Raw genomic sequence first — 6000 nt, 5'->3', positions numbered from 1 at the left:
GAGGTTTGTGTAATCTCCGTCATGACTTCCCCTTTCCATTTAGGTTGACTTCCGCAACGTCAATCTTGGTGCCTCGACACCGTCTCAGGACTGGGGAAGTCCCTTCGTATTCGCTGCAGGGGCCACCCGATACCCTCGTCCCTGACCACGGCGCGTCGGGCTGACACAGCAACCGCGACGGTGTTAAAGAGGCCTTCGCGTCGTGCTGACCGATGAAGCACAGCGCTGGCGGAACACGACGATGGTGTGGTCTACGCAGCGAAATCAAGGAGGAGGCCTTGCCCGCCTTTCCGGCCCCAGGCCGGCAAGGCGGGCAAGGCCGGGGGACATTCGCGGAGTGGACTACACCGTCGGCGTGGTCCCACCACGAAGCGTGGTCAACCATCGCAACCTGGTCCCAACCCGGGGCGTAGGCGAGCTCCATCTCAGTGATACGCCTCGAGTGCTTCATCCAGCGCGCGTTCCAGGTCGGCCGCCGTCGCGCAGTGCGACACGCTGGTGCAGTGCGGCCGGTAGCGCAGCATCGCACTGTCGCCCGTGCCCCAACGGCCCGGAGGCTCGGGGCACAGCCACACCACGCGCTTGGCACGGCCCACCAGTTCGTCGAACAGGTCCAGCCGCGGGTCGGCGCCGTTGCTGCGGCCGTCGCCCAGCACGATGACGGTGGTGCGACGGTCGATCGCATCCCAATGCCGGTCGTGCAGGTCGACCCAGGCCTGGCCGTAGTCGGTGGAGCCGTTGCCCACCTCTTTCAGGATCAACTCCATCGCGTCGTCGAACGGCAGCGTCTCCATCGGCGCGGCCACGTCCTTCAGCCGGTTGGAGAAAGCGAAGCTGCGCAGGTCGCCCACCGCGTCGTGCAGCGCGTAGAGAAACAGCAGCAGAAACCGCACATGCGCCGCAACCGAGCCCGACACATCGCACACGGCCACGATGCGCGGCTTGTCACGGCGGCGGTGTTTGAAGGCCAGCGTGATGGGCACGCCGTCGTGCCCGGCGTTGGCGCGCATGGTGCGGCGCAGGTCGAGCTGGCCGCGCAACGTCACCCGCTGCTGGCGCGAATGGCGCGCGGCCAGTTTGCGCGCCATGCGGGCGACTGCGGCCTTCATGCGGTCCATCTCGGCCGGGGCCATGCGGCCCAGCACACGCGTGACGGCCACCTCGGTCATGAAGGCTTCGGTGGCGGGCTTGCCAAACAGGGCGAAGCGCTGCTGCACCAAGGCGCGGGCGTGGCGCTGCAAGGTGTCGCGCGCCTGGCGCAGCGCCTGCTGTTCGGCCTGCGCCGCACCGCCAGCGCCACCCGGCGCGGCCAGGCCCTGCGCCAGCCGTGCCTCCAGCGCCGCGATGCCCAGCGCCTCCAGCGTCTTGCCGGCCAGGAAACCCGTCTGGGTGGCGAAGCGGATCTCGTCCACCCCGGCGCTGGCGGCGGCACGCGACAAGGCGGCGCGCAGCGCATCGCCCGGCTGGCCATCGGGCTGCGGGGTGGCCAGGTCCAGCAGTGCATCGACCTGCGCGTCGCCGGTGCGCACGGTCTGGCCCGGCTCGGCGCCCGCCGTCTGCGCGGTGTGCTGCGGCAGGCCGAAGTACAGATCGAACACCTGGTCGTGGATCTGCTTTTCTTCCTCGGACTTGGCGAGCACCACGCCCAGCGTGGACTTCAGCGTGTCACGGTTGCCGTAGCCCACCAGCGCCACGGCGCGGGCCGCGTCGATGGCCTCGGCCGTGGAGGCCTCGGCCCCCGCAGCGCGCAGGGCGCGCACGAAGCCGGCAAGGATGCTGTCCATCACCGTGTGCCGCGTCAGCGGGCCGGCGCTGCAGCCAGCGCGGCCCGCGTGATGCTGGCCAGGCGGCCATCCACCTCGCGCACATCGGTCTCGCGCTTGAGCAGCACGCCCAGCGTGTCGCGCACCAGCGCTTCGTCGAGCACGGTGGCGTGCAGCAGCAGCAGCGTGCGCGCCCAGTCGACCGACTCGGCAATCGACGGTGGCTTGCGGATGTTGTCAGCCCGCAGCGCCTGCACGAACGCCACCAGCTGCGCGAGCAAGCTGTCGGCGATGCCGGGCACGCGGGCGCGCAGCACGCGCTGCTCCAACGCCGCATCCGGAAAGCCGATGTGCAGGTGCAGGCAGCGGCGCTTGAGCGCATCGCCCAGCTCACGCGTGTTGTTGGACGTGAGGATAACCAGCGGCGGCACCTGGGCGCGGATGGTGCCGATCTCGGGGATGGTCACCTGGTAGTCGGCCAGCACTTCGAGCAGCAGGGCTTCGAAGGATTCTTCGGACTTGTCGACCTCATCGATCAGCAACACGCTGCCGCCGGGTTGCTCCATGGCCTGCAGCAGCGGGCGCGGCTCCAGAAAGTCGCGCGAGAAGAACAGGTCCTGAAAGCCCGCCAGCTTGCCGAAGGCGCCGGCCAGGGTGTCGGCGTCGTCCACCAGCAGACCGATCTTCTCCTTGAGGATCTGCGTGTAGAGCAGCTGCTTGCCGTACTTCCACTCGTACAGCGCCTTGCTGTCGTCCAGGCCCTCGTAGCACTGCAGGCGCAGCAGCGCGAAGCCCAGCGCGCGCGCCGCCGAGACGGCCAGGTCGGTCTTGCCGACGCCGGCTGGCCCTTCGATCAGCACCGGCTTGCGTAAGTGGTGGGCCAGGTAGACAGCGGTGGCGATCTGGCGCGTGGCGATGTAGCCCACTTCGGCCAGCAGCGCGATGACGCTGTCGATGGACGAGAGGCCGGGCGGTGTGGGCAGTGCTGCGTGCTCAAGGCGGCTCGGCGTCACGCTCATGCCGCCATCGCCGCGTAGCGCTCCAGGTGGTGGTCGGCATCGCCGAAGCGCTGGCAAATCATCGTGAGGCGGCGGAAGGTGTGCGAGATCTTCAGCTCTTCCGTCATGCCCATGCCGCCGTGCAGCTGCACCGATTCCTGGCTGATCTGGCGGGCCGCGTCGGCGATCTTGACCTTGGCGGCCGAGACGGCGCGGCGGCGCTCGCCCGCATCACCTGCGCCATCGACCTTGGCCGCTGCGAGGATGGCCATCGAGCGCGCCTGCTCCAGGCAGATCAGCATCTCGACCATGCGGTGCTGCAGCACCTGGAACGAGGCGATGGGCGTGCCGAACTGCTTGCGTGTCTTGGTGTACTCCAGCGTGGCCTCGTGGGCGTAGCGCATGGCGCCGATGGCGTCCGAGCACTGCAGCGCGGTCGCGAAGTCCACGGCCTCGTCGATGTGCGCCATGGCGCCCCCGGCCGTGCCCAGCAGCGCGTCGGCGCCCAGCTGCACGCCGGCGAACGCCACATCGGCCACGCGCAGGCCGTCGACCGTGCGGCTGGGGTTCAGCGACACGCCGGCCGCGCGCGGGTCGACGATGAAGAGGCTGGCGCCGCCATCGCTGGTGTCGCCGGCTTCACTGGTGCGCGCCGAGACGATGAGCCGCGTGGCCGATGCCGCGCCGACGACCACGCTCTTGGCACCGTCCAGCACCCAGCCGCCGCCGCTCTGGCGCGCGGTGGTGGATGCGGGTGCCAGGTCATAGCGGCGGCCCGGCTCCAGGTAAGCGAAGGCCAGCTGGGCCGAGCCGTCGATGAGGCCCGGCAGCCATGCCGCACGCTGCGCCGCATTGCCGGCGCGTGCCACAAGACGCCCGCCGAGCGCGATGTTGTCCAGCAGCGGTTCGACCACCAGGGCTTCGCCGCAGGCCTCCATCACGGCCATCAGGTCCGTCGCGCCGCCACCGAAGCCGCCGTCGGCCTCGGGCACTGCGATGGCGGTCAGGCCCATCTCGGCCAGGGCGCGCCACACAGCGTCGCTGCGGCCATTGGGCGAACCGATGATGGCCTTGCGCTGCTCGAAGTCGTAGTGGTTGGCGAGGTACTTGCGCACCGAGTCGGCCAGTTGCTGTTGCTCGTCGCTGAGTTCGAAGTTCATGGTGTGTCCTTCACAAACCCAACGTCATCTTGGCGATGATGTTGCGCTGGATTTCGTTGGAGCCGGCGTAGATGCTGGCCTTGCGGTAGTTGAAATAGCGCGGCGACAGGCGCGACGTGAAGTGGTCGATGGCGCCGCCGTCCACCGCCAGGAATGGCTGCGCCATGGGGCCGGCGGCCTGCATCATGAGCTCGGTGATCATCTGCTGCACCTCGGTGCCGCGGATCTTGAGCATGGACACGTCGGCCCCAGGCGGCTGGCCGGTGCGGCGCATCTTGTCGAGAAAGCGCATGGAAGTCAGCTCCAGCGCATCGAGCTCGATCTCCACGCGCGACAGCTTGTCGCGAAAACGCGGGTCTTGCAGCAGCGGCTTGCCGTTCTTGTGCTCGCGCGTGGCCAGGGCCTTCAGCGCGGCCAGCTCGCGCCGCGAGGCACCCACGCTGCCGGAGCCCATGCGCTCATGGCCCAGCAGGTACTTGGCCACCGTCCAGCCCTTGTTCTCGTCGAAGACCAGGTTCTCAACCGGCACGGCCACATCGTCGAAGAACACCTCGTTCACCTCGTGCCCGCCGTCCATCAGGATCAGGGGGCGCACCGTGATGCCGGGCGTCTTCATGTCGATCAGCAGGAAGCTGATGCCCTCCTGCCGCTTCTCGGCCGTGGGGTCGGTGCGCACCAGGCAGAAGATCCAGTCGCCGTAGTGGCCCAGCGTGGTCCAGATCTTCTGGCCCGTGACGCGGTACACATCACCATCGCGCACGGCGCGGGTCTTGAGCGCGGCCAGGTCAGAGCCGGCGCCGGGCTCCGAATAGCCCTGTACCCAGAAGTCATCGCCCTCGCGAATGCGCGGCAGGAAGCGCTCTTTCTGCTGCGGCGTGCCGAACTTGAGCAGCACCGAGGCGCACATGTTGGGGCCGAACGAGGGCAGCGCCGGCGCGCCGGCCAGGCCGAACTGCTCGTCGTACAGGTAGCGCTGCGTGATGTTCCAGCCGGTGCCGCCCCACTCCTGCGGCCAATGCGGCACGGCCCAGCCCTTGGCGGCCAGGATCTTGTGCCAGCGCAAGTAGTCATCTTTCGACAGGCCCTTGTAGCCGGTCACCTTGTTGCGAATGTCGTCGGGCAGGTTGGCGTCCAGCCAGCCGCGCACTTCATCGCGAAAGGCAAGCTCTTCGGGGGAGTAACTCAGGTCCATGCGATATCTCCGATGTGTGTAGTGGTGGCGCAGTTAGCGCTCAGACCGCCGTCTGGCCGGGCATCTGGCGTGTGACCGGGTGCGAGCTGGACAGCCCGCCGTCCACGGCGATGGCCTGCCCGTTGACGTAGCTGCTCTGGTCCGACGCGAGGAACAGCGCCACTTGTGCCAGCTCTTGCGGCTGCGCGGCGCGGCGCAGCGGGTTGAGCCGGCCGAGCTTGTGCGTGACGCCCTTGTCTTTGGCGTAATCGAAGGTGCGCTTGGTCATGCCGGTCTCGGTGAGGCCGGGGCAGATGGCGTTGACGCGCACATCGCTCTCGCACAGCTGCTGGGCCGACACCATCACGAGGTTGATGACCCCGGCCTTGGAGGCAGAGTACGCCGGCCCGCCCGCGCCCGAGCGGATGCCGGCCACCGAGGCGGTGCAGATGATGGAGCCGCCGCGCCCGGCGTCGACCATCACCTTGCCGGCGTGCTTGATCATGAGCCAGGGGCCGATCAGGTTGATGCGCAGCAGCTCCGTCCAGTCCTGCGGCGTCAGCTCGAAGATGCCGGCCATGCCGCCGGAGACGCCGGCATTGGCGAACGCCACGTCCAGCTGGCCGTAGCGTTCCAGCGCGGTGGCGACGAGGTTGGCGACATCCGGCTCCAGCCCGGCGTCCATCTGCACGGCGACGGCCTGGCCGCCCGCCTCGGTCACGCTGCGTGCGGTCTCGTGCACGGCTTCGCTGCGGTCGCCCAGCACCAGCCGGGCGCCTTCGGCCGCAAAGCGCAGTGCTGCAGCGCGCCCGATGCCCGAGCCTGCGCCCGTGATGATGGCGACCTTGCCAGTGAGTTGGTCCGACATGCTGCGTGTCCTTGTGCTGATGGGAAAAAGGGTCCAGGGT

The 6000-nt window shown here is 68.8% G+C and carries 5 protein-coding genes; all 5 read right to left on the bottom strand.

Annotated features, from left to right (window positions below):
* Nucleotides 1-425: 425 nt before the first annotated feature.
* The 5 genes from AC099J_RS09440 to AC099J_RS09420 are packed head-to-tail and all read right to left on the bottom strand — an operon-like array spanning nt 426 to nt 5960.
* Nucleotides 426-1784, bottom strand: a complete 1359-nt coding sequence (locus AC099J_RS09440; protein WP_479614974.1) for a vWA domain-containing protein — start codon at nt 1782-1784, stop codon at nt 426-428.
* Between the two features lie 14 nt (nt 1785-1798).
* Nucleotides 1799-2782 (bottom strand): AAA family ATPase, encoded by a 984-nt coding sequence (locus AC099J_RS09435; protein WP_479614973.1) that lies wholly within the window; start codon nt 2780-2782, stop codon nt 1799-1801.
* On the bottom strand, nt 2779-3921 hold the full coding sequence (locus tag AC099J_RS09430) for an acyl-CoA dehydrogenase family protein (RefSeq protein ID WP_479614972.1): 1143 nt from the start codon (nt 3919-3921) through the stop codon (nt 2779-2781). The genes AC099J_RS09435 and AC099J_RS09430 overlap by 4 nt, the downstream gene beginning before the upstream one ends.
* Before the next feature lie 10 nt (nt 3922-3931).
* A complete protein-coding gene (locus AC099J_RS09425; protein ID WP_479614971.1) occupies nt 3932-5113 on the bottom strand; it encodes an acyl-CoA dehydrogenase family protein in 1182 nt (393 codons plus the stop codon).
* 40 nt (nt 5114-5153) lie between these two features.
* Nucleotides 5154-5960, bottom strand: a complete 807-nt coding sequence (locus AC099J_RS09420; RefSeq protein WP_479614970.1) for an SDR family NAD(P)-dependent oxidoreductase — start codon at nt 5958-5960, stop codon at nt 5154-5156.
* Nucleotides 5961-6000 lie beyond the last annotated feature (40 nt).

The organism is Rhodoferax sp. RT4P68 (genome assembly GCF_056521305.1).
Note: the sequence above shows the minus strand (reverse complement) of the source record. Positions and strands in the feature narration are given on the sequence as shown.

What these genes read in the sequence shown, in the direction of transcription:
- AC099J_RS09440 (WP_479614974.1), bottom strand. Translation starts at nt 1,784, where the DNA reads ATGGACAGCATCCTTGCCGGCTTCGTGCGCGCCCTGCGCGCTGCGGGG.
- AC099J_RS09435 (WP_479614973.1), bottom strand. Translation starts at nt 2,782, where the DNA reads ATGAGCGTGACGCCGAGCCGCCTTGAGCACGCAGCACTGCCCACACCG.
- AC099J_RS09430 (WP_479614972.1), bottom strand. Translation starts at nt 3,921, where the DNA reads ATGAACTTCGAACTCAGCGACGAGCAACAGCAACTGGCCGACTCGGTG.
- AC099J_RS09425 (WP_479614971.1), bottom strand. Translation starts at nt 5,113, where the DNA reads ATGGACCTGAGTTACTCCCCCGAAGAGCTTGCCTTTCGCGATGAAGTG.
- AC099J_RS09420 (WP_479614970.1), bottom strand. Translation starts at nt 5,960, where the DNA reads ATGTCGGACCAACTCACTGGCAAGGTCGCCATCATCACGGGCGCAGGC.